The sequence below is a fragment of the Sphingopyxis sp. USTB-05 genome, from assembly GCF_023822045.1.
Classification (GTDB): Bacteria; Pseudomonadota; Alphaproteobacteria; order Sphingomonadales; family Sphingomonadaceae; genus Sphingopyxis.
The window spans coordinates 1,569,046-1,594,180 of sequence record NZ_CP084712.1 but is presented as its reverse complement, the minus strand read 5'-3'; the positions used below and the strand labels follow the sequence as shown (position 1 = coordinate 1,594,180).

The 25,135-nt window shown below is 67.2% G+C and carries 26 protein-coding genes; 12 read left to right on the top strand and 14 right to left on the bottom strand.

Annotated features, from left to right (window positions below; all coding sequences use genetic code 11):
• Positions 1 to 3 precede the first annotated feature (3 nt).
• Complete coding sequence (gene arsH, locus KEC45_RS07105; protein ID WP_252171767.1) at positions 4 to 762, top strand: arsenical resistance protein ArsH; 759 nt, start codon at positions 4 to 6, stop codon at positions 760 to 762.
• A 468-nt stretch (positions 763 to 1,230) separates the two neighbouring features.
• Positions 1,231 to 1,434 (top strand): hypothetical protein, encoded by a 204-nt coding sequence (locus tag KEC45_RS07100; protein ID WP_252171766.1) that lies wholly within the window; start codon positions 1,231 to 1,233, stop codon positions 1,432 to 1,434.
• A 176-nt stretch (positions 1,435 to 1,610) separates the two neighbouring features.
• Here KEC45_RS07100 and KEC45_RS07095 read toward each other — a convergent pair whose 3' ends face one another.
• The 3 genes from KEC45_RS07095 to KEC45_RS07085 form a co-directional block, all read right to left on the bottom strand.
• Positions 1,611 to 3,893 carry a TonB-dependent receptor gene (locus KEC45_RS07095; RefSeq protein WP_252171765.1) on the bottom strand — a complete coding sequence of 761 codons (2,283 nt, stop codon included), beginning with the start codon at positions 3,891 to 3,893 and terminating at the stop codon, positions 1,611 to 1,613.
• A gap of 310 nt (positions 3,894 to 4,203) precedes the next feature.
• Positions 4,204 to 5,169: a nitronate monooxygenase family protein gene (locus tag KEC45_RS07090; RefSeq protein ID WP_252171764.1), complete on the bottom strand. Its 966-nt coding sequence runs from the start codon at positions 5,167 to 5,169 to the stop codon at positions 4,204 to 4,206.
• Positions 5,170 to 5,215: 46 nt separating this feature from the next.
• Positions 5,216 to 6,769 (bottom strand): class I adenylate-forming enzyme family protein, encoded by a 1,554-nt coding sequence (locus KEC45_RS07085; RefSeq protein WP_252171763.1) that lies wholly within the window; start codon positions 6,767 to 6,769, stop codon positions 5,216 to 5,218.
• Between the two features lie 145 nt (positions 6,770 to 6,914).
• On the opposite strand from KEC45_RS07085, the gene KEC45_RS07080 reads away from it, so the two are divergent.
• Positions 6,915 to 7,835 carry a LysR family transcriptional regulator gene (locus tag KEC45_RS07080; RefSeq protein WP_252171762.1) on the top strand — a complete coding sequence of 307 codons (921 nt, stop codon included), beginning with the start codon at positions 6,915 to 6,917 and terminating at the stop codon, positions 7,833 to 7,835.
• Here the strand turns inward: KEC45_RS07080 and KEC45_RS07075 are convergent.
• Complete coding sequence (locus KEC45_RS07075) at positions 7,832 to 8,905, bottom strand: phosphotransferase family protein (RefSeq protein ID WP_252171761.1); 1,074 nt, start codon at positions 8,903 to 8,905, stop codon at positions 7,832 to 7,834. The genes KEC45_RS07080 and KEC45_RS07075 overlap by 4 nt on opposite strands.
• 84 nt (positions 8,906 to 8,989) lie before the next feature.
• Between KEC45_RS07075 and KEC45_RS07070 the strand changes: the two genes are divergently transcribed.
• The 7 genes from KEC45_RS07070 to KEC45_RS07040 all read left to right on the top strand — a co-directional run bounded on the left by KEC45_RS07070 (position 8,990) and on the right by KEC45_RS07040 (position 15,018).
• Positions 8,990 to 10,144, top strand: a complete 1,155-nt coding sequence (locus KEC45_RS07070) for an acyl-CoA dehydrogenase family protein (RefSeq protein ID WP_252171760.1) — start codon at positions 8,990 to 8,992, stop codon at positions 10,142 to 10,144.
• A gap of 81 nt (positions 10,145 to 10,225) precedes the next feature.
• The gene (locus KEC45_RS07065; protein ID WP_252171759.1) at positions 10,226 to 11,380 is read left to right on the top strand and encodes an acyl-CoA dehydrogenase family protein; all 1,155 of its coding nucleotides are present in this window, start codon (positions 10,226 to 10,228) and stop codon (positions 11,378 to 11,380) included.
• Between the two features lie 24 nt (positions 11,381 to 11,404).
• Complete coding sequence (locus KEC45_RS07060; RefSeq protein ID WP_252171758.1) at positions 11,405 to 12,586, top strand: lipid-transfer protein; 1,182 nt, start codon at positions 11,405 to 11,407, stop codon at positions 12,584 to 12,586.
• Positions 12,587 to 12,595: 9 nt separating this feature from the next.
• Positions 12,596 to 13,042, top strand: a complete 447-nt coding sequence (locus tag KEC45_RS07055; RefSeq protein WP_252171757.1) for a MaoC family dehydratase N-terminal domain-containing protein — start codon at positions 12,596 to 12,598, stop codon at positions 13,040 to 13,042.
• Between the two features lie 14 nt (positions 13,043 to 13,056).
• Positions 13,057 to 13,479 carry a MaoC/PaaZ C-terminal domain-containing protein gene (locus KEC45_RS07050; RefSeq protein WP_252171756.1) on the top strand — a complete coding sequence of 141 codons (423 nt, stop codon included), beginning with the start codon at positions 13,057 to 13,059 and terminating at the stop codon, positions 13,477 to 13,479.
• Positions 13,480 to 13,508: 29 nt separating this feature from the next.
• Positions 13,509 to 14,336, top strand: a complete 828-nt coding sequence (locus KEC45_RS07045) for an SDR family NAD(P)-dependent oxidoreductase (protein WP_252171755.1) — start codon at positions 13,509 to 13,511, stop codon at positions 14,334 to 14,336.
• A gap of 82 nt (positions 14,337 to 14,418) precedes the next feature.
• Positions 14,419 to 15,018 carry a TetR/AcrR family transcriptional regulator gene (locus KEC45_RS07040; protein ID WP_252171754.1) on the top strand — a complete coding sequence of 200 codons (600 nt, stop codon included), beginning with the start codon at positions 14,419 to 14,421 and terminating at the stop codon, positions 15,016 to 15,018.
• 6 nt (positions 15,019 to 15,024) lie between these two features.
• Here the strand turns inward: KEC45_RS07040 and KEC45_RS07035 are convergent, their stop codons facing one another.
• The 5 genes from KEC45_RS07035 to KEC45_RS07015 form a co-directional block, all read right to left on the bottom strand.
• The gene (locus KEC45_RS07035) at positions 15,025 to 16,218 is read right to left on the bottom strand and encodes an MFS transporter (RefSeq protein ID WP_252171753.1); all 1,194 of its coding nucleotides are present in this window, start codon (positions 16,216 to 16,218) and stop codon (positions 15,025 to 15,027) included.
• 17 nt (positions 16,219 to 16,235) lie between these two features.
• The gene (locus tag KEC45_RS07030; RefSeq protein ID WP_252171752.1) at positions 16,236 to 17,270 is read right to left on the bottom strand and encodes an NAD(P)/FAD-dependent oxidoreductase; all 1,035 of its coding nucleotides are present in this window, start codon (positions 17,268 to 17,270) and stop codon (positions 16,236 to 16,238) included.
• A gap of 20 nt (positions 17,271 to 17,290) precedes the next feature.
• Complete coding sequence (locus tag KEC45_RS07025; protein ID WP_252171751.1) at positions 17,291 to 18,232, bottom strand: alpha/beta fold hydrolase; 942 nt, start codon at positions 18,230 to 18,232, stop codon at positions 17,291 to 17,293.
• A gap of 125 nt (positions 18,233 to 18,357) precedes the next feature.
• Positions 18,358 to 18,810, bottom strand: a complete 453-nt coding sequence (locus KEC45_RS07020) for an ArsI/CadI family heavy metal resistance metalloenzyme (protein WP_252171750.1) — start codon at positions 18,808 to 18,810, stop codon at positions 18,358 to 18,360.
• On the bottom strand, positions 18,807 to 19,151 hold the full coding sequence (locus KEC45_RS07015) for a helix-turn-helix transcriptional regulator (RefSeq protein ID WP_252171749.1): 345 nt from the start codon (positions 19,149 to 19,151) through the stop codon (positions 18,807 to 18,809). Before KEC45_RS07015 ends, KEC45_RS07020 begins: the two co-directional genes overlap by 4 nt.
• Positions 19,152 to 19,406: 255 nt before the next feature.
• On the opposite strand from KEC45_RS07015, the gene KEC45_RS21865 reads away from it, so the two are divergent.
• Positions 19,407 to 19,541 carry a hypothetical protein gene (locus KEC45_RS21865; protein WP_302851618.1) on the top strand — a complete coding sequence of 45 codons (135 nt, stop codon included), beginning with the start codon at positions 19,407 to 19,409 and terminating at the stop codon, positions 19,539 to 19,541.
• Positions 19,542 to 19,557: 16 nt separating this feature from the next.
• Here the strand turns inward: KEC45_RS21865 and KEC45_RS07010 are convergent, their stop codons facing one another.
• Genes KEC45_RS07010 through trbL form a run of 5 tightly spaced genes read right to left on the bottom strand, consistent with a single transcriptional unit; the run spans position 19,558 to position 23,983 of the window.
• Positions 19,558 to 19,770: a DUF2274 domain-containing protein gene (locus KEC45_RS07010; protein WP_252171748.1), complete on the bottom strand. Its 213-nt coding sequence runs from the start codon at positions 19,768 to 19,770 to the stop codon at positions 19,558 to 19,560.
• A complete protein-coding gene (locus tag KEC45_RS07005) occupies positions 19,770 to 21,002 on the bottom strand; it encodes a TrbI/VirB10 family protein (RefSeq protein ID WP_252171747.1) in 1,233 nt (410 codons plus the stop codon). Before KEC45_RS07005 ends, KEC45_RS07010 begins: the two co-directional genes overlap by 1 nt.
• Positions 20,999 to 21,847 (bottom strand): P-type conjugative transfer protein TrbG, encoded by an 849-nt coding sequence (gene trbG / locus KEC45_RS07000; RefSeq protein ID WP_252171746.1) that lies wholly within the window; start codon positions 21,845 to 21,847, stop codon positions 20,999 to 21,001. The genes KEC45_RS07005 and trbG overlap by 4 nt, the downstream gene beginning before the upstream one ends.
• Positions 21,844 to 22,665 (bottom strand): conjugal transfer protein TrbF, encoded by an 822-nt coding sequence (gene trbF / locus KEC45_RS06995; protein ID WP_252171745.1) that lies wholly within the window; start codon positions 22,663 to 22,665, stop codon positions 21,844 to 21,846. The genes trbG and trbF overlap by 4 nt, the downstream gene beginning before the upstream one ends.
• Before the next feature lie 4 nt (positions 22,666 to 22,669).
• Positions 22,670 to 23,983: a P-type conjugative transfer protein TrbL gene (gene trbL / locus KEC45_RS06990; protein ID WP_252171744.1), complete on the bottom strand. Its 1,314-nt coding sequence runs from the start codon at positions 23,981 to 23,983 to the stop codon at positions 22,670 to 22,672.
• A gap of 355 nt (positions 23,984 to 24,338) precedes the next feature.
• On the opposite strand from trbL, the gene KEC45_RS06985 reads away from it, so the two are divergent.
• Positions 24,339 to 25,100 (top strand): hypothetical protein, encoded by a 762-nt coding sequence (locus KEC45_RS06985; RefSeq protein ID WP_252171743.1) that lies wholly within the window; start codon positions 24,339 to 24,341, stop codon positions 25,098 to 25,100.
• Positions 25,101 to 25,135 lie beyond the last annotated feature (35 nt).

Below are 25,135 nucleotides of genomic sequence, written 5' to 3'. Positions count from 1 at the left end.
CACATGACAGACCATAATTTCACGCGCCTGCGCGCGCTCACCGATGCCGACCATCTTCCCGCGCTCAGCCCCGAGTATCTGAGGACCCAGCCCGCGCTAGGTCTTGGGCCGCTCGATCCTGCGCCGCGCATCCTGCTGCTCTACGGCTCCTTGCGCGAGCGCTCCTATTCGCGCCTCGTCGTCGAAGAGACCGCGCGCCTGCTCCAGCTCTTCGGCTGCGAGACGCGTATCTTCGATCCGTCCGACCTTCCCCTGCCCGACCAGATCGCCGACGACGATCATCCGGCAGTCGAGGAGCTCAGGCAGCATTCCATCTGGTCCGAGGGCCAGGTCTGGTGCAGCCCCGAACGTCATGGCCAGATTACCGGGATCATGAAGGCGCAGGTCGACCACCTGCCGCTCGCCTATAAGGGCCTCCGCCCGACGCAGGGCCGTACGCTCGCAGTCATGCAGGTCTCGGCGGGATCGCAGTCGTTCAACAGCGTCAACACGCTCCGCATCCTCGGACGCTGGATGCGGATGATCACCATCCCCAACCAGTCGAGCGTTGCGAAAGCCTATCAGGAATTCGACGAGGCGGGCCGCATGCTGCCTTCGAGCTACTATGACCGGATCGTCGATGTGGCAGAGGAGCTGGTGCGCTTCACCGTCCTGACGCGCGGCCATGCCGACCAGCTTGTCGATCGCTATTCCGAACGGAAGGACCGGAACGAACCGGTCGTGACCCCGGCACAGGAGGCGGGATTGCCGGGCACCGTCTAGGTGCGGCCGACAGGACGGCAAATATGCGAAAATTGTTTTCCCGCGAAGTCGATCCCGCTACTGATCGGTCAATGACGTCGGCACTCCGCCATTTTCTGCTCCTCTTCGCCGTCGCGTCGCTCGCCCTGACGAGCTTCGGAAACTGTGCGATTGCGATGTCGCAGGAACCTCCGGCGACAGCGATGGCGTGTCACGAGACGGCCGGCGCTCCCGAGACGGTGTCAGCGCCGGCAGACGGTCCCGCAAAACAGATCCCGCCGGCCAGCGGCTTTCGCGACTGCGCAAAAAAGTGTCAGCCCCCGGTGTCCGTAGACCCGGTCGCATCTTTCAAGGTACAACAGGGTCGGTCGCCGGATTGGTATCCATTGCATCCCGCCCGCTTCGATGGCGCGGATGTAAGGCCGGCGACGCCCCCTCCGCGAATGGCGTGAATCCCGCATTCACGACCACATTCTTTGGAGACTTATCATGTTGAACCGTATCGTCATGAGCGCGCTTGCGCTCGGCATTGCCACGCCTGCTCTCGCGGCCGAGCCGACGGCCGAAAAGCCGAAGTGCGAATGTTGCGAAAAGAAGGAAGGCAAAGCCAAAAAGAGCTGTTGCTGCTGCGACAAGGACAAATCGGCCAGCGACGCAGCGCAGGGCGATCATAAGGAGCATGCCGGGCACTAAGCCGGCATGAGCGGGTGGGCGCCGGTCCAACCGGCGCCCACTTTTGCCCCGCGACCGCCGATCGCGCTCCGGGCGGTATTTCCTCACTCAATCGAACACTGGTCCGCTACAAAAAGAAAACCGGGCGGCGCATCGCTACGCCGCCCGGCCAGTGTCCGGTGCCCCCCGGAAGATCGTCAGTAACGCCAGGTCCCGGTGATGCCGAAGGTCCGAGGCGCCGAATAGTTGACGAGAAAGCTCGACGTCGTCGCATTCGCCGAGGTCGGCGAAAGATAGAAGAAGGCCGTCACGTCGTTGGCGGTCACGACATAGCGCTCGTTGGTGAGATTGCGCGCCCAGAGCCGGAGCTCCACGCTGCCCTTCTCATATGCGAGCGACGCATCGTAGGTCGTGACCGGCGCCACCGTGACCTCGGGCGAGTTCACCGAGTTGTTCGGCCGCTTGCTCCGATAGGTCAGGCCTCCCGACAGCGTCAGCGTCCCTTCCCCGACATCCCACTCATAATCGGCGCGCAGGTTCACGACATGCCGCGATACGCCGGGAAATTTGTTCCCGCTGAGATTGCGCCCCGAACCGTCGATATAGTTGCGGTACTTCGCATCGGTGTAGGCATAGGACAGCGAAGTCGTCAGCCCCTCGACAGGAATGAACTCGGTTTCGACCTCGGCCCCGCGGATGCGCGCATCGGCGGCATTGTCGGTCACGCGCGAGGTGCCGATGATCGTCGTCACCTGCAGATTGCTGTAATCCATCTGGTACAGCGTGGCGTTGACCTGCGCCCGGTTGTCGAGGAAGCGCGAGCGCAGCCCAAGCTCGTAGTTCCACGCGAATTCGGGATTGAACGTACGGCTGATCGTCGCCAGCGACCCGTTCTGGCCGGTGAAACCGCCGCCCTTGAAGCCGCGCGATGCCGAGGCATAGAACATGATGTCCTCGGCGGGCGAATAGTCGATCGCGACGCGCGGGGTCCAGGCCTTCCACGTCCGGTCGATATTGCCCTCGATCCGCCCGGTCAGCGGCCCGCCCGCCGCCGGAAGCGGCAGCTCGGGCAGTCCCGGGAAGAGCGATACGTCACGGTCGCCGAAGGTTGCAGACATGCCCTTCTTCTTCTCGATCGTATAGCGGATGCCAGCGGTGAGATTGAGCTGGTCGGTGATCGCCAGCGTCGCCTGACCGAAGGCCGCATAGTTGAGCGTCAGCACGTCCTGCGAGTTCGGCGTGACGTGCGGCCCCGGCCCGAACCCGAGCTGGTTGTTGAGCACATTGACGAAGGTGCCGTCGGGCGGACGGATGATATTCACCGAGAGCTGGTCGGTCGTGGCCCGGAAATAATAGAGACCCGCGACCCAGCGCAGCGTCGTCGCATCCTCCGGCGACGACAATTGCAGCTCCTGGCTGAACTGCCGGTAGCGGTCGAACTGCTCCTGGCTCGTAATCGGACTCAGCGACCCGTCAACGTCGTAGAGCGTGTGGTTCGACGATCCGCGATAGGCCGTGATCGACTTGAAGCCGATACTCTCGCCCTGATAATTTTGCGTGGCGATGAAGCTGAACGCGTTCCGGTTGCGGAAGCCGTCGATATTCTGCGACACTTCCTTCGGCTGGTTGAGACCGGGCGGATAGTAGATCGCCGGTAGACCGGGGTTCGACACCTGATAGGAGGCCAGGCCGCCGTCGCGAACGCGCTCGTAATTGGCCGAGAAGCTGCTCGTGAACTCGGGCGTCACCTCGAAGTCGACGCGCCCGCGGATCGCATTGCGGCTCGTCCCCATGAGATCGTTGCCGGTAATGACATTCCGGGCGTAGCCGTCCGACGACTGCGACTGGACTGCGAGGCTCGCCGCAATGGTATCGCTGAGCGGGCCCGACACGACAGCCTGACCCTCGATGCGGTTGTAGTTGCCGTAGGTCCCGATGACCGTCGCGTGCAATTCCTGCGTCGGCGCCCGCGTCGTGACGTTGATCGCACCGCCGACCACATTCTTGCCGAACAATGTGCCTTGCGGACCGCGCAGAACCTCGATGCGCTCGACGTCGAACAGAAGCGCATCGCCGTCTTCGGGGCGGCCGAAATAGACGCCGTCGACGAACAGGCCGTTCGGCGGATCGGCACCCGCCGAGCGGTCATTTCCGCGAATGCCGCGGATCGTGAGACCGCCGCCCGACACGGCCGGCAGCCCGGCGTCGGTGATCGTCGGCACGAGACGGCCGAGATCGGAGGTCGACTGGATACGCTCGCTCTGGATGTCGCTCGACGAAATCGCGGTGATCGACAGCGGCACGTCCTGCACATTCTCGGTCCGGCGGTTCGCAGTCACGACGATGTCCTCGATCCCGGTCTGCGGCCGCGCGGTCTCCTGCGCCGGCGCCTCCTGCGCGAACACCGCGGGCACCGACACCAGCGTCATTCCGAGGCAACTGGCCCCCACCAGGTAGCGCGCCTTCATGGTCAATCGCATCTGAAACTCCTCAATCCTCTCTGGGCACGAAGTTCCTCGTCCATCGACGAAGGCCGCACCGTTATCGTTGAGGGAGCATCGAAAGCGGGCCTGACCCTATGGGCCTGCCGCCGCCTAACCTCCCCCGCGGGACCTCTTTTCCGGGTCACGTCGCTATTGGAGAAGACGCGCCGGGCGGCGTCCTGTCCAATCTCGAATTTACATAGGGTGATGCGTCCCCTGCACGGGTCCGAAGCTCGCGGATTTCCAACGCCGAGCACCGCCTGCGGACAGGTCCGCAGGCGGCGTTTGTGCTCGCAAGGCGCGGTCGTCATTCGGCCGCGGACCGGTGATATTCCTCCTCCATCCGCGCGATGATCGACGCGGCGCTTTCCTCCCTGACGACGTCGCCCGCACCATGGCCGAGCGAGAAGACGCCCGGGGTTTCCTTGACCGAGCCCCAGTCGTATTTTTCCCGCTTTTCCTGAAGCCAGCGCGTCTCGGGCGTGAGGCCGAGCCGCTCGAGCGAGCTGCGCAACATGCTCGCAGGAATGCCGCTCATCGCGTCGCTGTCCCAGACGTCGTCGATCTCGGCACCGATAATGGCCGCCTTGTGATCGGCGGGCGCATTGCTCTCTGGCGTGACGATGAAGCGCGTGCCGCAATAGGCCAGGTCTGCGCCCATGGTCTCGACGGCGCGAAGCTGATAGCCGCGTGTGATGCCGCCTGCGACGATCAATATGCCGTCGTAGAACTGGCGCACCGCCTCGACGAACGCCATCGGATTGAGGCGCCCGGTCTGCCCGCCGGCTCCCGCGCAAAGAAGAACCATGCCGTCGACACCGCACGCAGCGGCGCGGCGTGCATGATGCAAGGACACGACATCAGCGAACACAAGCCCGCCATAGCCATGCACCGCGTCCATCACGACCTCGGGCCGACCGACGCTGGTGATGACGATCGGCGCCCGCCATTTGCAGACGATCTCGAAGTCGGGCTCGAAACGCGGGTTGCTGTCATGGGTCAGCAGGTTGACCGCGAGCGGGGCCGGCAGAGAGCCGTCGTCGGCGGGGATCGAAAGCGCTTCGCCCAGCTCGCGCATCCATTCGTCGAAGAGGCCGGGTGTGCGGGCATTGATCGACGGAAAGGCACCGATCGCGCCGGCACGGCAGACGGCGGTGACGAGCGCGGGGCTCGATACCTTGAACATCGGCGCCGCGATGAGCGGTATCTTCAACCTTTCGCGCAAGGCGCTGGCGGTGGTGCTCGCAAAGGCGGTCGGGAGGACTTCGGACATAGAAGGGCTTTCCAGTGAATGCGTAAGGAGCTCGGCGCCGAGGCGCTCAGCTCACCTGTCGGGCGCGGCCTTGCCAGTGCGGCTCGCGAAGCTTGTTCTTGAGAACCTTGCCGACCGCCGAGAGCGGAAGCGGGTCGGCGCGCAGCTCGACGCTGCGCGGGATCTTGTATCCCGCGATCAGCGCGCGGCAGTGCTGCTGGATATCTTCGAGCACCGGCGCACAGCTCGGAGCCGGCACGATGATCGCGTGGACCCTCTCACCCCAGCGGTCGTCGGGAACGCCGATCACCGCGACCTGCGCGACCTCGGGGTGCGAGGCGATCGCGTTCTCGACCTCGGCCGAGAAGACATTCTCGCCCCCCGAGATCACCATGTCCTTCACCCGGTCGCAGACGAAGAGATAGCCTTCCTCGTCGAGATAGCCTGCGTCGCCCGTATGCACCCATCCATCGGTCAGCGCCGCGGCGGTTTCCTCGGGCTTGTTCCAGTAACCGAGCATCGCGCTCGCGCCGCGGATCCAGATTTCGCCGGTCGAGCGCGCAGCGACGGGCTCGCCCGCCTCGTCGAAGATGCCGAGCTGCATGCCGTAGGCGGCGCGCCCCGTCGACTGGCGCCGGGGATCCGAGACCTCGAGCGGCTTGCCGTCGTCAGGCAGCATCGAGCCCGTCGCCATCGTCTCGGTCTGGCCGAAGCCCTGGATGAGACGCGTGCCCGGAAGCGCGGCGCGCATCCGCCCGAGGACCGCGTCGGAGATCGGCGAGCCGCCGAACATCAGCACCTCAAGCGATGCGAGATCGGCCGGATCGAAATTCGGGCTGTCGAGCAGCATGCCGATCATCGTCGGAACAAGCAGGATCACCTCGACCTTATGGTCGCGGATCGCGCGCGCAACGCCGTCCGCGGTGAAGCCCGGCACGAAGACATGGCAGCCCGCCTTGGCGGTCGTCGCATAGGCCTGCGCGAGATCGCCGAGGTGGAACATCGGCGCCGCATGGAGATAGCGGTGGTGCCGCGGGCCCTGCATCTCCATCGCGAGGCAGGTCGCGCCCGCCCAGAGCGACAGCGACGAGTGCATGACGCCTTTGGGATGCCCCGTCGTGCCGCCGGTGTAGTAGATCCCTGCCAGCGCCTCGTTAGCCGCGGGCGCGGCGGCCATCGGCGCGGTCTCGGCGATCAGCGTCTCCATCGAGAGCATGCCCGCGGGCACGTCGCCCTCGCCCATATAGATGAACGGCCCGAGACCGGCCCCGGCCTGCTGAAGGTCCACGCCGACCGCGAGATTGGCCGCATCGACGAAGACGATTTCGAAGTCCGCGTCGCGGGCGCTGTAGAGATGCTCGGCGAGAGCCCAGCGGGTGTTCATCGGGACGGTCACGCCGCCGAGCCACCAGGTCGCGTGCATCGCTTCGAGATAATGATCGGAATTGACGCCGAGGATCGCGACCCTGTCGCCACGCCCGGCTCCCAGTCCGGCGAGCGCGCCCGCGAGACGCGCCGCGCGATTGGCAGATTGCGACCAGCTCCGGACCCTGTCCCCGCAAATCGTGGCGGCCTCGTCGCCCCTGATCTGCGCTGCGCGCAAGATCGCCTGAACAAACATTCCTATCCCCTGTCCCATTTGTCTTGTTGCGTCTCGCTGCCCTCGCCATGCTAAGGCGGCGCGCAAAGCCAGCCCGTTTTGGGTCCATCTGTCCAATGTCTTTTATCGATGGGTCTGTGCGCGGCTGAGATAGGCGGAGAGCGAAATGCTGGATTTGCGCAAGGTAAACCATGTCATCGAGATTGCGCGGCAGGGCGGTTTTGCAAAGGCCGCGGCCACGCTCAACATCACCCAGTCGGCGCTCACGCGCAGCGTCCAGATCCTCGAAGATTCGCTCGGCATCCAGGTATTCGAACGCGGTCCGCGCGGCATCCGCCTGACCCGCGAGGGCGAAGAATTCATCGAAGGCGGCACCCGCCTGCTCGCCGAAGCCGCGACGCTCGAGCGATTCGCCCGGAGCGCGCGCACCACCGATCGCGGGCGCGTCCGCATGGGCGCCGCGCCCGCTTCGTTCCGGCTCTTCTGGTTCGAGGTCCTGCCGATCTTCGCCGCGCGCTATCCCGGGATCGAGGTCGCGACGTCCGCCGAATCGGTCGAGGAAATCTCGGCGCTGCTCCAGTCGGGCGATCTCGACTTTGCGATCGGCTCGCTCGAAGCGCTGCGCAGCAACGGTGCGATCCAGGTCGAGGATATCGCGAGCCTCGCGGTATCGCCCTTCGTGCGGCGCGGCCATCCGCTCGACCGCGTCGAGCCGCCGACCTTCGAGGAACTGCTCGCCTACCCGATGGTCGGGCCGTCGCCCGCCGACCCGCATACCCCCTTCATGAACAGCGTCGCGAGCGTCTCCAACTCGCCCTACAGCGTGCCGCACCTCATCGTCGATAGCTTCGCGCTCTCGCTGCGGATCGTCGAGCGCACCGACAGCTTCTCCTTTGCCTTCTCGCGCTATGCGGCGGCGCCCGAGTTCGACGAAACCTTCCGTGTCTGGCACGACTGGGCGCCTGTGCCGCCGCTGCCGTTCCACATCGCGACCCGGATCGGCTGGAACCACACCGCCGCGGCGCGGCCGCTCATCGAGATGCTCCGCCAGCGGATCCTCCGCCTCTCCGACGAAGCCCCCGCCTAACCCCGGCGGCCGCGCTCCCAGTCCTCGATCCGGTCTAGCGCGAGGCGCGCCAGCGGCTCCGTCATCCCGACGAGCTTTGCGGCGCGCGGATTTGAGTTGGTCCCGTCGCGCACGCGCCCTTCGATGCCCTGGAAGATCGCCGCGAGGCGGAAGAGGATATAGATACGGTAGAGCGGCCAGTCGGCGCCGACGCTGCGGCCCGAAGCCTGTTCGTAGAGCGCGAGTTGCCGGCTTTCCGACGGCAGGCCGAGATCGGCCTCGATCCCAGCGATGCCGTTGAGAATGTCGGGCGGCAGAAAATAGGCGAAAAGCTGGAAGGCGAGATCGGCGAGCGGGTCGCCGAGGGTCGAAATTTCCCAGTCGAGGATCGCGGCGATGCGCGGCGTCTTCGCATCAAAGATCAGATTGTCGAGCCGAAAGTCGCCATGAATGAGCACGCCCGCTTCTCCCGCGGGCGCATGCGTCCCAATCCATTCGATCACCGCTTCCATCGGGGCGATCCGTTCCCGTTCGGACGCGCGATACTGCTTCGTCCAGCGATCGACCTGGCGGCGGACATAGCCGTCGGGACGCCCGAGATCGGCAAGCCCGACCGCCGCCGGATCAATGCGATGCAATGCCGCGAGCGTTTCGACCATCGTGCCGTAAAGCGCGTTCTTCTCCTCCGCCGCGAGCCCCGGGAGCCGCTGGTCCCAGAAGGACCGACCGGCGACATGGGCCATGACATAGAAGGCCGACCCGATGACGGCCGCATCCTCGCAAAGGCCGATCACGCGCGGCACCGGCAGGCCGGTCGGCGCCAGCGCCGCCATCACGCGATATTCTCGCTCGATCTGGTGCGCCGAACCGAGCAGCGCCCCCGGCGGCTTGCGGCGCAGCACATAGCGCGCGCCCGCCGCGTCCGTCAGCAGATAGGTCGGGTTCGACTGGCCACCCTTGAACTGGCTGATCGTCAGCGGACGCGTGACAGCGACGCGCGATGCGAGCCAGTCGGCGACGCGTTCAGGATCGATCGCCTGTCCAGCGCGGACCGGGCCGGTCCCTTCCATATCGTCCTCGGCGGTGAACATCGCGCGTCTCCCATGCTTGACTCGAATATTTAATTAACTAACTCGACGGGTAATTAAATCAAGCCAGCCATGGGAGAGACGCTGATGCCCGAGACTATCGACACGCTCGCCGAACGCACATCCGCCTTCGTTCGCGACATCGTCATTCCGCTCGAGCAGGACGAACGCTGGGGCGGGCACGGGCCTTCGGCCGAACTTGTCGAAGAGCTTCGCTGCGCGGCGCGTGCCGCCGGTCTGGTCGCGCCGCACCTTGCCGCCGCCGATCGCCCCGCGCTGTCGATGCGCGACACCGCGCGTCTCTTCCGCGCAGCCGGCTATTCGCCGCTCGGGCCTGTCGCGCTCAACATCGCCGCTCCCGACGAGGGCAATATGCACCTGCTCGAGCGCGTTGCGAGCGACGCGCAAAAGGCCGAGCGGCTCGAGACGCTGGCCAGCGGCAAGGCCCGCTCGGTCTTCCTGATGACCGAACCCGACAATGGCGCGGGATCGGATCCCTCACTCCTCAAGACGCGCGCCGAGCGCGTCCCGGGGGGCTGGCGCATCAGTGGCCGCAAGTGGCTGATCACCGGCGCGACCGGCGCGCGCTTCGCCATCCTTATGGCGGCGTCCGACGAAGGCGCCACGATGTTCCTGTCCGACATGGACCGTCCCGAGATCGTCATCGAACGCGTCCTCGACACCCTCGACAGCGCCCTTCCCGGCGGCCATGCGGTGATTAGGCTCGACGACCTCTTCGTTGCCGACGCCGATGTCCTTGGCGAAGTCGGCCAGGGCCTTCGTTATGCGCAGGTCCGCCTCGCGCCCGCGCGCCTCACCCATTGCATGCGCTGGACCGGCGCGGCGCAGCGCGCGCACGACATCGCCGCGCTCCATGCCTGCGAGCGGACCGCCTTCGGCAAGCCGCTGATCGACCATGAAGGGGTCGGGTTCATGCTCGCCGACAATCTGATCGACCTCAAGACCGCAGAGCTTCTGACCGACTGGTGCGCGGATATTCTCGACGCGGGCGAGCGCGGGAGCCAGGAGTCGAGCATGGCCAAGGTCGCCGTCTCCGAGGCGCTCTACCGCGTCGCCGATCGCTGCGTGCAGATATTGGGCGGGCTCGGGGTGACCCGCGACACGATCGTCGAGCGCGTGTTCCGCGAACTACGCGCCTTTCGCATCTATGACGGCCCGTCCGAGGTCCATCGCTGGTCGATCGCGGCGAAGATCAAGCGCGATATCGCCGCGCAGCCCTGAGCTTCACGCGGTTTTCGGCATGCCGCTTGACTCGCGCCAATCTCGATTTATCTAACTGTCGCGTTAGTTAAAGGAATCGACATGAATCGTTCGCCATGGATGGACGACGAGCTCGCCCTGCTCGCCGACGAAGCCGCCAAGTTCGTCGCGCGCGAGCTGGTGCCGCATGCCGAACGCTGGGAATCCGACCGCGTCGTCGATCGCGACGCCTGGCGCCGCGCCGGGACCGCGGGGCTGCTCTGCGCGAGCATCCCCGCCGAATATGGCGGCGGCGGTGGCACCCTCGCACATGAGGCGGTGATCGCGCAGGAAGTCGTGCGCGCCGGTCTCTGGGGCGGCTTCGGCACCGGCAACAATGTGAGCTCGGGCATCGTCGCCCATTATATCCTCGCCTATGGCACCGAGCAGCAACGGCATCGCTGGCTCCCCCGCATGGCGACCGGCGAGCTCATCGGCGCGGTCGCGATGACCGAACCGGGGACCGGTTCGGACCTGCAGGCGGTGCGCACGACCGCACGCCGCACCGACGATGGCTATGTCATCAACGGCCAGAAGACCTTCATCAGCAACGGCCAGAATTGCGGCGTGGTCATCGTCGTCGCCAAGACCGACCCTTCGGCGGCGGGCGCCAAGGGCATCTCGCTACTGGTCATCGAACCGGAGGAAGCCGAAGGCTTTCGCCGCGGCCGCAACCTCCACAAGGTCGGCATGCACGCGCAGGACACGTCCGAGCTTTTCTTCGACGACCTGTTCGTTCCGAACGCCAATCTGCTCGGCGGCGAGGAAGGCCGCGGCTTCTACCAGCTTATGGAGCAGCTCGCATGGGAGCGCACCTCGGTCGCGCTCAACTGCGTCGTCGAGATGGAAGAAGCGGTGCGCGTCACCACCGACTATGTTCGCCAGCGCACCGCCTTCGGCAAGCCGATCGCCGATTTCCAGAACACCCAGTTCAAGCTCGCCGAGTGCAAAACGCAGGCCGTCGTCGCGCGCGTCTTCATCGACGAGATGATGGTCCGCCTGCTCGCGGGCGAACTCGATGCCGCGACCGCCGCGATGGCGAAATACTGGACGAGCGAGGCTTTGGGCCGCGTCACCGACGAATGCCTGCAGCTTCACGGCGGCTACGGTTACATGGCCGAATACCCGATCGCGCGCATGTGGACCAACGCGCGCGTCGCCCGGATCTACGCGGGTACCAACGAAATCATGAAAACGCTGATCGCCCGCTCGCTGTAGCGCGCGCCAAAAAGGAGACGAGAAATGACGATCAAAGCACGCGTGGCGGGAGTCGGCATGGTGCCGTTCCAGAAACCGAGTCAGGCCGGCGACTGGGACAGCATGGCCGAAGAGGCGATCAAGCTGGCGCTCGCCGATGCCGGTCTCGACTACAGCCATGTCCAACAGGCCTATGCGGGCTATGTCTATGGCGATTCCACCGCGGGCCAGTCAGCAATCTACCGCGTCGGATGCACCGGCATCCCGATCGTCAACGTCAACAATAATTGCTCGACCGGCTCGACCGCGCTCTACCTCGCGCGCCAGCTCATCGCGCTCGGCGGCGCCGACTGCGTGCTCGCCGTCGGCTTCGAGCAAATGCTCCCCGGCGCGCTCGGCAATGTCTTCCACGACCGCAAGGCGCCGATGGAGCGGCACACCGATGTGACCCATGCGATTCAGGGTGCGGACGAGAAGGCGCCCTGGGCGGCGCAGCTCTTCGGCGGCGGCGGGCGCGACTATCAGGAGCGCTATGGGGCGAAGGACGAGACCTTCGCGAAAATCTCAGTGAAGGCGCGCCGCCATGCCGCGAACAACCCGCTCGCTCTCTTCCGCGACCCGATCAGTCTCGAGGAGGTGATGGCCTCGCCGAAGCTTTATGGTCCGCTCACCCGCCTCCAGGCCTGCCCGCCGACCTGCGGCGCTGCGGCAGCCATTCTGGTCTCGCCCGCCTTTGCCGCGAAGCACGGCCTCGACGCGCGCGTCGAGATCGTCGCGCAGGCGATGACCACCGATACCGAGACGAGTTTCGAGCCGTCGATGATGAAGGTCATCGGATACGACATGGCGAAGGAAGCGGCCCGCCAGGTCTATGAGGCCGCCGGAATAGGCCCCGGGGACGTCGCGGTCGTCGAGCTCCACGACTGCTTCACCGCGAACGAACTCGTCACATATGAATCGCTCGGCCTCTGCCCCGAAGGCGGCGCCGAGAAGTTCATCGAGGACGGCGACAACAGCTATGGCGGCAAGGTCGTCACCAATCCCTCGGGCGGCCTGCTCTCGAAGGGCCACCCGCTCGGCGCAACCGGCCTCGCCCAATGCTTCGAACTCACCCATCAGCTCCGCGGCACCGCCGACCGGCGCCAGGTCGAGGGAGCGCGGCACGCGCTCCAGCATAATCTCGGTCTTGGCGGCGCCTGCGTCGTCACGCTCTTCGGCCAGGCATAGGAGGAAGCGATGATCGACCAGAGCTTCAAGGGCTTCACCTCCGATCCGCGCACGATCGACGTCGAGAAGGGCCAGCTCCGCTTCTTCGCGCATGCGACGGGCGAGACGAACCCCATCTATTTCGACGAGGAGGCCGCGCGCGCGGCGGGCCATCCGGCCCTCCCCGCCCCGCCCACCTTCGTCTTCAGCCTCGCGCTCGGCGCGCCGCCGACGCGCGGCAATCTCTTGGGCGACATGGGGGTCGACATGCACCGCATCCTCCATGGCGAGCAGAGCTTCACCTACCACCGCCCGATCCACGCCGGCGAGACGATAACGCTGACCACGACGACGAGCGACATCTACGAGAAGAAGGGCGGCGCGCTCGAATTCATCGTTCAGGACACGAAGGCCGAGAATGCGGCCGGCGAGCTCTGCGTCGAAATGCGTGTCGTCACCGTCGTGCGGAACGGATGAGAGGAACCCCAGCGATGACCAATAGCACCAACCTCGCCGCGCTCGCCGTCGGCGACACGCTCCCCCCGCACGTCCAGGGACCGATCAACCGCGCGACGCTCGCGCTCTTCGCGGGCGCGTCGAACGACTATGTTCCGCTCCATATCGACAGCGATTTCGCGAAGGCCGCGGGCATGGACGATGTGTTCGGCCACGGCATGCTGTCGATGGCCTATCTCGCGCAGCTTATCACCCATTGGGTGCCGCAGGAGCGGCTTCTCTCCTGGAATGTCCGCTTCACCTCGATCACCCCGCTCTATGCGACGGTGACCGCGACCGGCGAGGTCACCGAGATCTTCGACGACGGAGATAGCCGCTGCGCGCGCGTCGCGGTGCGGACCGTGACCGACAAGGGCGCCACGACGATCGACGGCGAGGCCGTCATCCGGATCAACTGACCAGAACACCACATCAGGGAGAGACGATTATGAGCAGACTCGCGGGCAAGGTGGCCCTCATCACCGGATCGGGTCGCGGCATCGGCCGCGAACTCGCGCTCAAACTGGCGCGTGACGGCGCGCGCATCGTCGTCAACGATCTCGACGAAGATCCCGCGGCCGAGGTCGTGAACGCGATCAAGGCCCTTGGCGGCGACGCCGTCGCCTGCGTCGGCAATGTCACCGACGCCGACTTCGGCGACCGCTTCGTCGACACCGCGGTAAAGACCTTCAACGGCCTCGACATCATCGTCTCGAACGCCGGCTACACGCTCGACGGCGTGGTCCAGAAGATGGGCGACGACCAGTTCCAGAAGATGCTCGACGTTCATGTCGTCGCGCCGTTCCGGATCCTGCGCGCCGCCGCCGAGCCGATCCGCCTCTTCGCCAAGCAGGAAGCGGCCGCCGGCGAGGAGAATTTCCGCAAGGTGGTGCTCATCTCGTCGATGGCCGGCACGCATGGCAATGCCGGGCAGATCAACTATTCGTCGGCCAAGTCGGCGCTCGTCGGCATGACAAAGACGATGAGCAAGGAATGGGGCCGCTACAAGGTGTGCGTGAACTGCGTCGCCTTCGGCTTCATCGAGACGCGGCTCACCAAGCCGCTCGACGATCCCGCGTCGAAAATCCTGATCGAGGGCAAGGAAGTCCAGGCCGGCGTGCCGCAGGCGGCGCTCTCTGCGCTTCCCGCGATGGTGCCGCTCGGGCGCGCCGGAACCGCCGAGGAAGCCGCGGGCGGCGTCCATCTCTTCTGCATTCCGGAGAGCAATTATGTCAGCGGGCAGACGCTGATCGTCGGCGGCGGCGTCAGCATCTGAGGGGGCGGCCATGGGCGGCACAGCCGTCCATGGCCTTGACCCGAAGGTTCGCAGGCCACAAGTCATCGCTACGGAGACTTTCATGGCGACACGAACCATCACCAAGCCGCGCGGGCGGCCCAACAATCGCTTCGGCGACCGGCGCATCGAAGTGCTCCGTACCGCCGCGCGCGTGTTCAGCGACCTCGGCTTCCGCCAGGCGACGCTCGAGGATGTCGCGCGCGAGATCGGCATGACGCGCGCCGCGCTCTACCATTATTCGCAAAGCAAGGACGCACTCCTCACCGCCTGCGGCGACATAGCCCGGCAGGAGCTGATGGAAGCGGTCGGCCATGCCCGCCGCGAAGCCGACGGACGCGCGCGTCTCACCGCCTTCTTCCAGCGCTATGCCGAGATCGTCAGCGAGGATTTCGGGCGCTGCTTCGTGCTTACCGACGCGAGCGAGATGGCCGAGGACGAGCGGACGACGAGTCGCAAGGCGCAGCTCGCGCTCGGCAACGCCGCCGCCGAGATGATCGCGGAGGGCATTGCCGACGGCTCGCTCCGGTCCTGCGACCCGCGCGTCGCAAGCCGGCTCCTTTTCGCGGCCTTCAACGGCGTCGCGCGCTGGCGCAATCCGCCAAAGGATGTGGCGGCCGATTTCCTCGACATTCTTTTCGATGGCCTCGCGCCGCGCGGCTGACCGCCCTCAGCCCCGAGCCGCGCGCGATGCAGGCCGCGGCAGCGACCAGAAGGCCAGCGCGCCTGCCGCGCCCGCGACGGCGAGCCCCGTCAGCATCAGCCTGTAGCCCCCGCCGCTCCACAACAGCCCCGCCACATAGGGCGCGAGCGCCAGCGCGAAGCCGTTGATCGCGCCGATCATGCCGCTTTTGCGGCCGAAGCCGGCGACCCCGAGATAGTCGGCGACCGCGATCCCGCGCAGGATCGTGACCATGCCGTTGGCGATGCCGTAGAGCATGATGGCCGCCGCGATCAGCCAGATGTTCGCGCCGGCAACAAGCAGCAGGAGAAGCGCGGCGACGAGCGCGGCAGTGAGCGTGCGCCCGAGCAGGCGCGACGGCATCTCGCCGCGATGGAGCATGAGGCCGATGCGCCCGGCAATCTGGAGCGGCCCGACGGCGGCGAGCAAGGCGATCCCCATGCTGTCGGACAGACCGCGCTCGGCGAACAGCGGCAGGAGGTGGAAGGTCAGCGAACCGAAGGCGAGCGACCAGGTGCCGAAGGTGGTGACGAGCATCCAGAAGGCGCGCTGGCGGAGCGCCCCCATCCACGCGCCGCGCGGCGCGTGGACGGTGTCCGCGGCGCCCTCGTCCGCGCGGTCGCCCGCGAGGACAAGCCAGTGGAGCGGCGCCGCGACGAAGAGATTGATCGCGGCGAGCACCATGAGCGCGTCGCGCCATCCCATATGGTCGACGAGCCAACCGGTCAGCGGAATGAACACCGTGCCCGCGAAGCCGCCGAGCAATGTCATGCGCATGATCGCACGCGGCGCACCGTCGCCGAGCCGCCGAGTCAGCGCGGCAAAACCGGCGTCGTAGAAAGTCATCGCCTGCGCCGCGCCGAGGCCGGTCCAGGCCGCATAGAGGAAAGGCTTGGCGCTGCCGACCGACCACAGGCAGAGCATGACGGCGCCGAGAAGGCTGCCCGCCGTCATCACGCGCCGTCCGTGCCCGCGGTCGATCGCGTGACCGACGAACGGTGCGAGCAGGCCGGCGACGACGAGCGCGAGCGACATCGCCATCATAATCGCGGGCCGCGACCAGCCGAGTTCGCGCTCCATCGGGAGGGCAAGGACCGTGAAGGCGTAGAAGAAGGAGCCCCACGACAGGAGTTGAAGCGCCGCGAGCGTCCACTGCGCGCGCGCGCCGAGCCCGGCAGGCAATGCTGGCCGCGCCCCCGTCAAGCGTGGAGGCGCCGCGCAATCTGCCGCACCACATGCGCGGCATCATGACCGACGCCGCGCAGCGCACCCGATGCGTAGCGGGTGAGCCCCGGCTGCCCGACGAAATAGAGCCCGTCGATCGCGGTCGAGGCGGCGCGGCGCTGGCGAAGGCGTCCACGCTCGTCGAAGGCCGCGTCCGCGGCGAGAAACGGCAGGTCGGGGCGAAAGCCGGTGGCGAAGATGATCGCATCGACCGCTTCCTCGCGCCCGTCAGCCCAGATCACGCCCTCTTCGGTCATTGCCTTGAACATGGGCCTCCGCTCGGGCCGCCCCTCGTCGATCGCCAGCCGGTAGCGGCCATCGTCGAGAACCGGCGTCCCCTGATCCGAAAAAAGGTTGGTGGCATCGATCCCGGTCCATTTGAACCAGAAATGCACGTCCCGGCCCAGAAAGCGCTGCGGCACGTAACGGACCGGCTCGCGCGTCGCGAGGGTGACGCGGGCATGGCGCGCCAGTTCGGCGGCGATCTGCACCGCCGAATTGGCGGCGCCGACGACGATCACGCGCTGCCCCGCGAAGTCGGCGGGGCGCTGGTAGGCGGCCGAATGTAACATCTTGCCCGAAAAGCGCGTCGCGCCCTCGATCGCCGGCACATGGGGCGCGCCGAAGGTCCCGGTGGCGGCGACAACCGCCGATGCGGCAAGCGCGCTGCCGTCTTCGAGCCGCACATCGAGCGCCCCGCCATCTCCGGGCGTGACCGAAGCGGCCCGTGCGCCGAGGCGGACAGGCAGGGAGAAATGCGCGGCATAGTCTTCAAGATAGGCGGCGACCGCATCGCGCCCCGGATAGGCATCAGCTTCGCCGGGCATCGCACGGTCGGGAAGCGACGAATGGGCTGTCGGAGAAAACAGCGTCAGCGAGTCATAATAGGCCGGCCAGGACCCGGCGGCGCGCTGCCCCGCTTCGAGGATCGTGAAATCGATCCCCGCGCGCTGGAGCATCCGTCCGGTGGCAAGCCCCGCCTGGCCGGCGCCGATCACGACGACGGGCATGTCCTTCCCCCTTGCCATGATCAGCTTGCCCGGAACCAGGGGTCGATCGCAGCGGCGACGAGATCGGGCGCCGAGACCTGCGCGCTATGCGCCTGTCCCGGCAGTGTCACGGTCCGGCTGTTCGCAAGCACCTTCGCCAGCGCCGCGCTGCTGTCGAGCAGCGGATGCGCCGCGCTCTTTTCGCCGACGAGGAGCAAGGTCTCGAGCTTGATCCCAGCCCAGTCGGCAGGATCGGTGTCGAGCGTCGTCAGCGCTTCGAGGTCGGCCGACGCGCCCGGCAGGAGACCGTAGACGTCGGGTCCGCGCGTGCCGATCGACGCGCGCACGACATCCTCGGGCAGCCCGACGAAATGGCCGTAAATGAGGATCAATGCCTCATCCTTCCTCCCCTCGGCGATCAGCGCGTCGAACTTCGCCTTCACCGCGACGACGCCGGGTCCGCCGCCGAGCAGCGGCGGCTCGTAGAGCGCGAGCCGGTCGACGAGTTCGGGACGGCGCCGCGCCACATGAAGCGAAACGAGCGCGCCCGCCGAATGGCCGAAGAGATGGCAGCGGCCGCCGACCGCCTCGATCACCGCGCCGACGTCGCCGACTTCCTGTTCCCAGGTGATCGGCGAGGCGCGCGTGCCGCTCACGCCATAGTTGCGGCGCTCGACGCGCACGACCCGGAAGTGAGCGGTGAGCATGTCGCCGAGGCGGCGATAGGGCTCGGCATTGCTGCCGCCGCCATGGACGATGACGAGCGGCTTGCCCCGCCCCGCTTCATGAAGGACGATATCGAGACCGTCGGTTTTCGAGGCGACATGACGGGTCTGCCATGCGCCCGCCTCGGGCGCGGACGTGCCCGGCGCCGCGGCGCCAGCACGCGCGCTTCCGGCGCATCCGGCGAGCGGCAAAGCCGCCGCCAGCGAAAACAGTCCGAGCATCGACCGGCGCGACAGCTCGCTCGTCATCATGTCCATAAATTTCCTCTCGCCGTTTCGATTGTGGTTCGCAGGGCCTTAGACGCCGCCGCGGGGCGTTCCGTCCAATCGAATTCAGCCATAGGCCTATGCGCGGCGGGAACGCCCCGCCGCGCGCGCGGTCATCAGGCCGCCGCCGCGGCCGGCCCGCAGCATTTTGTCTCGGCAACGCTCGCTGTAAGGGTTTCGAGCGCGGGGCTGTCGCCATAGGTCGTCGCCTCGCCGTCGGTGTAAAAGGCTTCCCAGACGACGCCGTCTGGGTCCGAAATCCAGCTCTTCTCCGACTTGGCGTAACAGCAGGTCGTGCGGCCCTCTTCGAGCACGGGACGCTCGGCCGCCTTGATCCGGCCATAGACCTCGCCGAGCTCCGCCGGGCTTTCGACCTGGACGCCGAGATGCTGGATGCCGGTTTGCGCATGATTGCCCATCGAAATCGCGAAATTGACGCGCGGATCGTCGAGCAGCCATTTGGCGTAATCGGGCTTCAGGACCGTCGGCTCGGCGCCGAACATCGTGCTGTAGAAGCGGATCGAGGTAGCAAGGTCTTCGACCCCGACATGGACGTGCAGTCTCTTCATGCGCTTTCCCTTTCGTCTGTCGTTACACCGTCGCACGCCCCCTCGCCCTCGCAGGTCGAGGCGGCGCAGCAATTTTCCATGAGATAGGCGAGGAGCGCGTTCATCGCGGGATAGTTGGCCCGGTAGATGATCGTCCGGTGCTGCCGCTCCTGCGCGATCAATTCGGCCGAGCGAAGCTGCGCGAGATGGAAGGACAGCGAGCTTGGCGGAATGCCGAGCGCCTCGGCGATCGCACCCGCCGCCATCCCGCGCGGTCCCGCCTGCACGAGCAGGCGAAACAGCGCGAGGCGATGTTCCTGCGCGAGCGCGCCCAGCGCTCCTACGGCAGCACTCGAATCCATGATCGGCTCCTCATTTCGATGTCTATTGAAATGACTCCACGCGCCCAAGGAGTCAACATCAATTCCACATCTATCGAAATGAATGACGAAGGATGCGCAAATCCGCCATTATGACAGGATTGGCCGACGAGATCATGTCCGGCAGACCGCCCGCCAGACAAGATCCCGTCCTGCCCAAGCGGCTATCTGACGGCGGTAACGCGGCAAACGGGGGACGCCGATCCTGTCCGTCCGTCCCGCCGACCGGAGCCGAGCATGACCGAAATCGCCTTCCTGATCCTCGCCCTCGCCGCGCGCGAACTGGTCCGCACGCTGCCCGCGATCATCTGGGCGATCCGCTGCCCGCGCGATGCGCGCCACTATCGCCTCCCCGGTCCCGACACCAAATGACCGCCCCACGGAAGTCCTATTTCGAGCGTGTGCGATGGAAGCCGCGGTCCGCCTCCAGAAAGCTCGCGAGCATGAACGGAATGAGATCGGCGACACTCTCCCGGTTGCCATAGGCCGCCTCATAGGCGGCGGCATAATCCTTGAGCAGCGCCTCGAGGTCGGGAAGCAAATGGATCGTGAGTTTGACCGGTGTCCGGTCGGGCAATTTACCGAGCTTGATGTCGACCATCATGGCCTCCACGGCTTGAGTATGAGATCCTGATGCACGATCACGCGCAGCGGCCAGCCAGGGCGCACCCGGATCGTCGGCGGAATGTCGAGATGGCGCTCGACGAGGCGGTCCCCCGCCCGCGCGCCATTTTGCTGCGCCGATTGGCGCAGCGCCCGGACGAGCTCGCTTTCCTCGCCGCCGAAGCCGACTTCGGTGCCGGCGCCAAGAAGCGTCGACAGCGCGATGCCCTTGAGCAAAGATCCGCTGTGCAGGTCGACGCTGTCGGCAAGCCCCGCCTGCCCCATCGCGTCGCTCGCCGGCACATCCCCGATCCGGAGCGACGAGCCGTCGGGCCAGATGATCCGCTGCCAGATCACACGCGCGCGGCGCTGCCCGAAGGCGGTCCGGTCGTCATAGCGCCCGACGAGCCGCGCCCCCTGCGGGATCAGCAACACCCGCCCCGTGATACTGTCATGCACATTCTCGGTGATCTGCGCGACGACGAGCCCCGGCACGTCGCTATTGAGACCGGTGACGAGCGACGCGGCGATCACGCTGCCGCTGCTCAGCAGCCAGGGCGATGGCGCGGCTGCGATCCGGTGCGGATTGACCTCGACCACGCCCGCGGTCCCAACAGAGGCGCCGCCCGCGGCTGCGGTACCTGCCAGCGCCGCACCCGCGTCGACATCAGCGGCCGCTTTTGCCGCGACAGGCACAGCCAAGGCCGCCGGCGTACCACTCGTCCCGGCAAGCTTCATCATCACCCCCGATTGCCGCGCCGCCTCAGCTTCCGCCTCGACCGCCTGTCTGCGGGCCGCGGCGCCGTCATCCGTAACTGCATCCGCCGGCCCGAGAGGCAGGCCGCTTTCGGCACGCTGGCGCGCGAGGATAGGACGGCCGAGGTCGCCGGGCAGCGGCGGGCCGAGCTCGGGCACGGCGTCGTAACTGCCGGGCGCCTTGACCAGCACGTCGGGCGCGCCTCCGGCCTTTTTCGCTCCCTCCTCGTCGAGGGCGACGAGCCGAAAGGTCGCCGGCTTCAGCGCGATCCATGCGGCACCCGCGATGCCGAGCGACACCGTCACCGCGAGCGCGATGATCAGCTCGCGCCGGAACCGGACAGCGCGCCGCGGCGTGCCACGCAGCACGAGCGTCTCGGGATCGATTTTCGGCGCAGCGGCACCCGGCACCGCCGGATCGCTGGTCTCCGCCGCGGGATCGCTGCGGCCGCCGCCATCGATCGGGGCGTTCACTTGCCCTTCCCCTTGCAGCGCGCCCTGCCGATCCGGTCGCTGCTGCAGATGCGAACGACCGTCTGCTTCTTCTCGCCCTGCCGCAGCTCGGCCACGCCGAAGAGGCGGTCGACGATGTAGAAGCGGCCCGCGACACGATAGTTGACGAGTTCGGCGGCGCCATTGTCGCCGACCACGAACAAGGGCGGGGCGACATCGCGCGCGATCGCTTCGGGAAATTCGATGAAGACCTGCCGCCCATCGTCGAAGGCGCGCAGCGGCCGCCAGACCGGATCATCGCCGCGGATGACATAGGCAAAGTCGAGCGCCGCCGGGTCGAGGCCGCTCGCAACGGGAGCGCTCCTCGCGGCCGCCTCGGCGCTTCGCTCGATCGCGAGCAGCGCGTCGGCGGGATAGGTCCAGCCGACTGAGGCCATTGCCGCGCGGACCCCGCTTTCGAGCGCGAGGTGATAGACGCGCCGGTCGGTGGTAATCACGAGGTTGGTCTTGAGCCCGGGCGCGAGCGGTTTGATCATGATGTGCGTGCGCCGCAACGCGCCCGCCCCGCTTACCGTGTCGCCGACCGTCCAGCGCGCGGTGTCGCCCGCCGCGACCGCGATCAGCTCCTCGCCGGGCTGGAGCGCGATATCGGTCACGCGCTCGGGCGCGGCGATCAGCCGGTAGACCCCGCCCTCGGCGAAGGGATAGATTTGCGCCGCCCCGACAAATCCGTGCGGTGACGGCTCGCGCAGCGCCTCGCGGTTCGCGGCCTCGACGCGCGCCGACGCACTGGCCGGCGCGGCATGAACGGCATGGGGAAAGAGGAACGCAGCGGTCAGTGCGGCGCCAAGAAGCTTCTTCGTCATGGGATGATCCTCTGCTGGTCTGTCGTCGTCGGGATGTCCTGCGGAACGCCGATGCCGCCTCCCTCCTCCGCTGGCGCCGCGGGCGCAGGGACGGGCACGGGCGGTCGCTCCGATGGCGCCGCAGCCCCTTCGCTCGCCTCATATTCGCGGCTCCAGTCGATCGCCTCGACGAAGAGACCGAGCGGGTTCTTGCGCAGTGCCTCGGCGGACTTGGGCGTGCGAACGGCGATAGTCAGCATCGCCGTCCAGCGCGACGAAGAGACGAGGCTGCCGCGTTCGTAGACGCGCTCGGACCATTTGACCTGGAAGCTGCGCTCCGAAGCGCGCACGACGCTCACGATCTGAACCGACACCGACCGCGTTCCGACCTGCCCAAAGGGATCGGCCGAGCGCGCATATTCGCTGAGGAAGAGCGCGCCCCGGTCGCTCGCGAAATCATAGGCCGAGAGCCAGTTCTCGCGCATGAGCACCGGATCGAGCGAGACCCCGCGCACATTCCGGATGAAATGGCCAAGCGCCCAGGCGATCTGCGGATCGGTCGGCCGGTAAGCCTCCATTGCCGGTGCAACGCTACGCGCCTCGCCGAGCCGGTCGACCTCGACCACATAAGGGGTGACGCGGCTCTGCACCGACTGCCAGACGAGACCGCCGGCAAGGCCCGCGGACAGGAACAGCCCGCCGAGCGCCATGAGCCGCCAGTTGCGCGCCTGGACGCGCGCCGAGCCGATCCGGTCGTCCCACACCTGCGCCGCGCGCTGATAGGGGGTCACGGGCTCGGGCGAGCGCCCGTAGCGCTGTACCGATCGTTTGAATCGCATGAGCTCAATCCTCCTTTTCGCTGATTTCGGGGTTGGCGCCGCTGCCGCCGCGATCGCCGCTCGAAAGCGTGTGCACCGCCGCCTGCCGGGCCGACCGCCGCCGCTGATCGGACTTCATCGCGCTCGCCCAGGCGGGCGTCTCGGACGGAGGAGCCGACCCAGGCGACGCGCCCTGCCCGCCGCCGGTCGTTCCGGCATTCCAGGCGGCATCGCGCCCGCGCTCGGCGGCCGCGCCGAGACCGAGACGCTCCGATGCGCCGCGAAGCGCATTGCCTGCCGCCCCCTTCGCGGCCGTTCCAACGCCGGCGAGACCGGCACCGACCGACGTCGAACCCCGCGTTTCCTGACCCAGCGTGTAGGCGGAGTTCGCTGCGCTTCCCATCGCGGTTCCCGCCCGCACCGCGCCCAAGGCCGCGCCACCGCCCGCGCGGGCGGCCGCCATGCCCGCGCCGCCCGCGACGATCATCGTGCCCGCAGCGGCGGCGACGGTCCCGACCGCCGCTCCGGCCCCGAGCTGCGGCGCGCCGGCGACGAGACCCGAGGCGATGCCGGGGCCGAAGATGCCGAGGCCGAGGAGCGCCAGCGCGCCTAGCGCGAGCGCCATCGCCTGTTCGACCTCGAGATCGCCTGCGACGGCCGATCCCAGCAGCTCGGTGAACAGCCCCGAACCGATGCCGACGATGACGCCCAGCACCATCACCTTGATGCCCGAGGTGACGATCGCGCCGAGGACGCGTTCGGCAAGGAAGGCGGTGCGGCCCCAGAGCGCGAAAGGTATGAGCGTGAAGCCCGCGAGGCTCACGAGTTTGAATTCGATGATGGTGATGAAGAGCTGCACCGCGAGGATGAAGAAGGCGAGGATGATGATGACCCAGGCGATCAGCAGCACGACGATCTGGAGGAAATTGGTGAAAAAGCCGATCGGGCCAACAAGATTTTCGATCTGCTCGATGAGCGGATGCGCAACCTCGAATCCCGCGCCCGCGAGCCGCCCGGGCCGCAAGAGGTCATCGGCGCTGATGCCGCCGCCGCCCGCCGTCAGCCCGAGCCCCGCGAACGAGCGGAAGATGATGTCGGCAAGCGATGAGAAATTGCCGATGATGAAAGCAAAAACACCGACATAGAGAATCTTCTTCAGAAGCTTTGCGATGACTTCATTCTCGCCGCCCATCGCCCAGAAGAGCCCTGCGAGCGTGATGTCGATCCCGATGAGAATACTGGTCAGGAAGGCGACGTCGCCGCCGAGCAGGCCGAAGCCGCTGTCGATGTAGCGGATGAAGACGTCCATGAAGCGGTCGATGATATTGAGGTCTTGCATGGCGGACACTCGTCGAGAGGGAGCCGATCGGCGTGACATGGCGGCGGGATCCGCGGGGTCCCGTGGGAGCGGACAGGACCCCGCGACGGACGGCGGCGCCGCGGCGCGCGCCCCCCGTAGGCGTGTCGCTGGTGTCAGTGCGGCGGGCGGGTGTAGGTCTTGCCGTCGCCGAGGAACCGCCGGGTCGCCGCCCGCGATTCCGCCGCCACCACGCGCCCTCGCACGTCTCGCGCACGCACCGTTCCTGCTCCTACCGGGCTCCCTTCTCCGCACCCCCCGCGCGCGGCTGACGGCGGGCGCCCCAGGACGGCTGCGAGCATATGGATATATTCAGAATATATTCCGGGTATTTCGCGTGATCGCGAGGGCCGCCGCCGCCGACTGGCGCACGCCCGATGCCTATGCACCGCTCCTGCTCTGCGACCGGCGGGCATTCGCGTGGGAATGGCTGCGGCGCAGCAACTTCTACCGCCGGCTGTGGGCGCGCCGCACCGCCATGTCGCCCGACGTCCTCGCCGACACCGGACTTCTCGCGTGGGTCGACCCCGCCCTCGCGGCACCCGACGCGCGGCCTATCTGGAGCATCGAACGCGACCCGCACGTCCTCAGCGGACGCCCGGCCACCGGCGACGCCGTGCCCGACGACCTGTTCGACGTTCGCGCGGTCGCCCCCTTCGTCTCGGTTGCCGTCGATGCGTCGCACCGGGAGCATTGGCTGCTCAGCGACGGCTGCTGGGCGATCCGTCTCGATCTCCACGACGGAACGCTGCTCGGCGGCCCGATCCTCGTCGAGCACCGCATCACCGGCCTCATCTCCGCAAGACCGAAGCTCGCGGCGCTGCGCCAGTTCGTGATGCTGGCGCAGCGCGGCGACCTCCCCGCATCGATGATGCCCCGCGAACGCAAGGCCGCACAGTGGATTCTCGAATTACGCGCCGGCGATGCCCTGCTCGATGCGGCAAGCCAGCAAGAGATGGCGCGTGCGCTGTTCGGCCCCTCGATCGCGCCCCGCCGCTGGCGCCTCGAGAGCGCCTCCTATCGCCTCCGCGTCCAACGGCTCGCGAAGGCCGCGCGGCGGCGGCTCGCCGACCCGCTCGTCGGACCCTGGTTCGACTGACGTCCGCGCGCCGTCCCCGAATTCACGGCGACGCG

Bases quoted from the DNA above. Each gene is read 5' to 3' on its own strand.
- arsH (WP_252171767.1), top strand. From the start codon at position 4: ATGACAGACCATAATTTCACGCGCCTGCGCGCGCTCACCGATGCCGAC.
- KEC45_RS07100 (WP_252171766.1), top strand. From the start codon at position 1,231: ATGTTGAACCGTATCGTCATGAGCGCGCTTGCGCTCGGCATTGCCACG.
- KEC45_RS07095 (WP_252171765.1), bottom strand. From the start codon at position 3,893: ATGCGATTGACCATGAAGGCGCGCTACCTGGTGGGGGCCAGTTGCCTC.
- KEC45_RS07090 (WP_252171764.1), bottom strand. From the start codon at position 5,169: ATGTCCGAAGTCCTCCCGACCGCCTTTGCGAGCACCACCGCCAGCGCC.
- KEC45_RS07085 (WP_252171763.1), bottom strand. From the start codon at position 6,769: ATGTTTGTTCAGGCGATCTTGCGCGCAGCGCAGATCAGGGGCGACGAG.
- KEC45_RS07080 (WP_252171762.1), top strand. From the start codon at position 6,915: ATGCTGGATTTGCGCAAGGTAAACCATGTCATCGAGATTGCGCGGCAG.
- KEC45_RS07075 (WP_252171761.1), bottom strand. From the start codon at position 8,905: ATGTTCACCGCCGAGGACGATATGGAAGGGACCGGCCCGGTCCGCGCT.
- KEC45_RS07070 (WP_252171760.1), top strand. From the start codon at position 8,990: ATGCCCGAGACTATCGACACGCTCGCCGAACGCACATCCGCCTTCGTT.
- KEC45_RS07065 (WP_252171759.1), top strand. From the start codon at position 10,226: ATGAATCGTTCGCCATGGATGGACGACGAGCTCGCCCTGCTCGCCGAC.
- KEC45_RS07060 (WP_252171758.1), top strand. From the start codon at position 11,405: ATGACGATCAAAGCACGCGTGGCGGGAGTCGGCATGGTGCCGTTCCAG.
- KEC45_RS07055 (WP_252171757.1), top strand. From the start codon at position 12,596: ATGATCGACCAGAGCTTCAAGGGCTTCACCTCCGATCCGCGCACGATC.
- KEC45_RS07050 (WP_252171756.1), top strand. From the start codon at position 13,057: ATGACCAATAGCACCAACCTCGCCGCGCTCGCCGTCGGCGACACGCTC.
- KEC45_RS07045 (WP_252171755.1), top strand. From the start codon at position 13,509: ATGAGCAGACTCGCGGGCAAGGTGGCCCTCATCACCGGATCGGGTCGC.
- KEC45_RS07040 (WP_252171754.1), top strand. From the start codon at position 14,419: ATGGCGACACGAACCATCACCAAGCCGCGCGGGCGGCCCAACAATCGC.
- KEC45_RS07030 (WP_252171752.1), bottom strand. From the start codon at position 17,270: ATGCCCGTCGTCGTGATCGGCGCCGGCCAGGCGGGGCTTGCCACCGGA.
- KEC45_RS07025 (WP_252171751.1), bottom strand. From the start codon at position 18,232: ATGGACATGATGACGAGCGAGCTGTCGCGCCGGTCGATGCTCGGACTG.
- KEC45_RS07020 (WP_252171750.1), bottom strand. From the start codon at position 18,810: ATGAAGAGACTGCACGTCCATGTCGGGGTCGAAGACCTTGCTACCTCG.
- KEC45_RS07015 (WP_252171749.1), bottom strand. From the start codon at position 19,151: ATGGATTCGAGTGCTGCCGTAGGAGCGCTGGGCGCGCTCGCGCAGGAA.
- KEC45_RS21865 (WP_302851618.1), top strand. From the start codon at position 19,407: ATGACCGAAATCGCCTTCCTGATCCTCGCCCTCGCCGCGCGCGAACTG.
- KEC45_RS07010 (WP_252171748.1), bottom strand. From the start codon at position 19,770: ATGGTCGACATCAAGCTCGGTAAATTGCCCGACCGGACACCGGTCAAA.
- trbG (WP_252171746.1), bottom strand. From the start codon at position 21,847: ATGACGAAGAAGCTTCTTGGCGCCGCACTGACCGCTGCGTTCCTCTTT.
- trbF (WP_252171745.1), bottom strand. From the start codon at position 22,665: ATGCGATTCAAACGATCGGTACAGCGCTACGGGCGCTCGCCCGAGCCC.
- trbL (WP_252171744.1), bottom strand. From the start codon at position 23,983: ATGCAAGACCTCAATATCATCGACCGCTTCATGGACGTCTTCATCCGC.